This is a genomic window from Staphylococcus sp. FW104-15G4D, from assembly GCF_058790135.1.
Window position 1 is genome coordinate 1 of sequence record NZ_JBYTCH010000012.1, and the last position, 3530, is coordinate 3530.

Annotated in this window: 5 protein-coding genes; 2 read left to right on the forward strand and 3 right to left on the reverse strand. The window is 29.2% G+C overall.

What is annotated here, in order from left to right; all coding sequences use genetic code 11:
* From AC3WQX_RS11935 to AC3WQX_RS11945, 3 genes are all read right to left on the reverse strand, one after another.
* On the reverse strand, window positions 1-830 hold an 830-nt coding region (locus AC3WQX_RS11935), incomplete at its 3' end, for a permease (protein WP_492740322.1).
* An 88-nt stretch (window positions 831-918) separates the two neighbouring features.
* Complete coding sequence (locus tag AC3WQX_RS11940; RefSeq protein ID WP_002449352.1) at window positions 919-1239, reverse strand: ArsR/SmtB family transcription factor; 321 nt, start codon at window positions 1237-1239, stop codon at window positions 919-921.
* A gap of 45 nt (window positions 1240-1284) precedes the next feature.
* On the reverse strand, window positions 1285-1479 hold the full coding sequence (locus AC3WQX_RS11945; RefSeq protein WP_492740323.1) for a hypothetical protein: 195 nt from the start codon (window positions 1477-1479) through the stop codon (window positions 1285-1287).
* Window positions 1480-1760: 281 nt separating this feature from the next.
* On the opposite strand from AC3WQX_RS11945, the gene arsD reads away from it, so the two are divergent.
* Entirely contained in the window at window positions 1761-2108 is a 348-nt protein-coding gene (arsD, locus tag AC3WQX_RS11950; RefSeq protein ID WP_037541281.1) for an arsenite efflux transporter metallochaperone ArsD, read from the forward strand.
* Window positions 2095-3530: arsenical pump-driving ATPase (arsA, locus tag AC3WQX_RS11955; protein WP_492740325.1), on the forward strand; the 1436-nt coding region annotated here is incomplete at its 3' end. The genes arsD and arsA, both read left to right, overlap by 14 nt.

Here is a 3530-nt window from a genome sequence, read left to right on the forward strand (position 1 = left end):
ATAACGAATGAGATTACAAATTTTTTCTTGAATAGTTTCGATAATAATACAACTTCTGGAATACTTGCACCAGCACCACCAATGATCAAAGCAACAACTGTCCCAAGCGACATTCCTTTTGAAGCTAATGCTTCAGCTATAGGTAACATTGTTTCAGGTCTAATATACATAGGAATACCTATAATAGAAGCAATAAATACGGATATAATGTCACCTCCACTCGCATATTTAGTAATAAATGTTTCGGGTACAAATCCATATATGAACGCTCCAATAAATACACCAATAAATAGGTAAGGAAGCATTGGATATAAAAATGCCCACGCATCATTTAATGCTTGTTTAAAACGAGATCCATTTTTATTAGCGAAAAACCCATCGCCTTTAACATTTACACCTTTATAAGTTTCAGCTAAATTCATTTTTGAAAATACAAAACCTGTTAAGATACTAAAGATTGCTAGTACAATAAAATAAACTATTGCAACTTTCCAACCTAATAAGGCCCATAACATAAATATCATTAATGGATTCATTAAAGGTGACGCAATTAAAAAACTCATTGCAGGGCCAAATGGAACTTTAGAATTTAATAAACCTGCAAGTATAGGAATTGTAGAACAAGAACAAAATGGTGTCATCGCACCAAAAGCCATTCCCAAAATATAATTAATAGCTTGATTAGGTTTACTTAAAAAGTGTTTTATTTTTTCTTCTGAAACTATCTGCTGGATTATACTTACAATAAAGCTCACGATGATGAATAGTATTAATAATTCAAAAAACAACATCACAAATGTTTTTATGAATTCTATAATTGAATCTAACATCAGTATAACGCCTCCGAATTTCTTTAATCAACTTTTTTTGATTAATTAATCAAAAAAAATCGATCTGTTTTGTATTAAAAGAAGATACTCATAATATCTTACAACAAGTATCTTCATTTAAAACAACCTGTATTTGCTGCTCATTAATTTTATAATAATTCCATGTGCCATGCTTTTCAGCAATAAGAACATTTGCATCTACTAATTTTTTTAAATGATAAGAAAGTTTAGATTGTTTTATATCTAATAACTCTTCTAAATCACATACACATAATGATTTATTGAAGCTTTGGCTAATTTGATTTAGTATTTTTAATCTGATTTTATCGGCAAGTGCATTAAACATATTTTCATAAAAGTCAAATTGTTGATCTTCACTCATATCAGTCTTTGCTTTGATAACTTCCATAAAAGACCATCCTTTTTATAATATTTCATTGAGTTTATATTATCTTTACTTCAATTCTTGAATTGCTTGTTTATAGTCATTTTTTGTTGATTCGCCATACTGATTAATGTTCCCTTTAAAGAACTCCTTTTCCATATATATTGTAGCTTCTTTTAAATTGATTTCTCTTGATAGCATAACAAGATTTAAATAACTTACAAAATAACCCACAGTTAAAGTACTTGCATGGTTTACTCGCAATCAAGCACGCCTCCTTATTGTCAACGTAGTTTTATATCATTTAATACATCAATTTTTTTTGATGTATTAAATATAAATCAATATCTATATTATCGCAAGAAAAAAACTATGATTTTACATAAACTTAGGTATTTCTCACAGAAATATTAAAATAATTTTTTTATAAATTGTATTATTAAGAATTAAATTTAGTAAAATTTTTAAAACTCAAACAATAACATAGACACCAATCTATATAGATGTTAATCTATAATCGCAAATTAATTAATGAGGTGAGTATAATGTTAAATATTGAAATATACGAAGAAGCTATGTGCTGTTCTACTGGAGTATGTGGTCCAGAACCGGATGAAACACTAATAAAAGCGAACCAAATCAATGAATATTTAAAGCAAAATCAAATAGAAGTTCAACGTTATAATATGAATAATAATCCGAATGAATTCATTAAAAATCAAGAAGTTATTCGTTTAATTCAAGAAAAAGGTGATGAAGTTTTACCAATCACTTTTATAGAAGGCGGTATAGCTAAAACGGGCGCTTATATTACCCAAGAAGAAGCCGATGAAATTATTACAGTTAATCAAATGAGAAATGGAGGATGCTGTGGTGGAAATGGATGCTGTTAAATACTTAAATAAATTGAATTTAGATAACATTGAGTTAACAAAATATTTGTTTTTTACTGGTAAAGGTGGCGTAGGCAAAACAACGATATCAAGTTTTATTGCTTTAAACTTAGCAGAGAATGGAAAGAAAGTAGCTTTAGTAAGTACTGATCCAGCTAGTAATTTACAAGATGTATTTCAAATGGAATTATCTAATAAATTAACTAAATATCAACCTATACCTAATCTCTCTATAGCCAATTTCGACCCGATTGTTGCTGCAGACGATTATAAAGCACAATCTATAGAACCTTATGAGGGTATTCTACCAGAAGATGTGCTTGCTGAAATGAAAGAACAGTTAAGTGGTTCATGTACAGTTGAAGTAGCAGCATTTAATGAATTTACAAATTTTTTATCCGATAAAACTTTAGAACAAGAATTTGATTTCATTATATTTGATACAGCTCCCACAGGTCACACTTTGAGAATGCTTGAATTACCTTCTGCATGGACAGATTATTTAAATACAACGAGTAATGACGCTTCTTGCTTAGGTCAATTATCAGGTTTAAATGAAAATAGAGTTAAATATAATTCAGCACTTGAAAAACTACGTAACCAAGATGATACGACCATGATGTTAGTTGCGAGACCTACTCACTCTTCTATATATGAAATTCAAAGAGCGCAACAAGAATTACAACAACTGTCAATTTCTAAATTCAAAGTAATCATTAACAACTATATAGAAGAAAGTCACGGTTTAATTTCGAGTCAGATGAAATCGGAACAAGATAAAAACATTAATCATTTTACTGAATGGTTAAATAACAATCATGCTTATTACGTTCCATATAAAAATCAGAAAGAAGAAGGTATAGAAAATTTAACTAATCTATTAAATGATGACTTTATTGTTGAAGATCATCCGCAATTCAATAAATTAATCGATGAAATTGAAAATAGTAAAGTTCAATATTTATTTACAATGGGAAAAGGTGGCGTTGGTAAAACGACAGTAGCAACGCAATTAGCTACAACGTTATCTAATAAAGGATATCGTGTTCTTTTAGCAACTACTGACCCTACTAAAGAAATTAATGTTGAAACTACAAGTAATTTAAATACTGCTTATATTGATGAAGAACAAGCATTAGAAAAGTATAAAAAAGAAGTACTAGCCACAGTGAATGATGATACACCACAAGACGATATTGATTATATTATGGAAGATTTAAAATCACCTTGTACAGAAGAAATAGCATTTTTCAAAGCCTTTAGTGACATTATGGAGAATCAAGACGACATGGATTACGTCATTGTAGATACAGCTCCTACAGGCCATACCTTGCTGTTACTTGATTCTAGTGAAAATCATCATAGAGAATTAAAGAAAAAATCAACTCAAACTACCAGTAATGTTGAAACATTATTACCTAA

Bases quoted from the DNA above. Each gene is read 5' to 3' on its own strand.
- AC3WQX_RS11940 (WP_002449352.1), bottom strand. From the start codon at position 1,239: ATGGAAGTTATCAAAGCAAAGACTGATATGAGTGAAGATCAACAATTT.
- arsD (WP_037541281.1), top strand. From the start codon at position 1,761: ATGTTAAATATTGAAATATACGAAGAAGCTATGTGCTGTTCTACTGGA.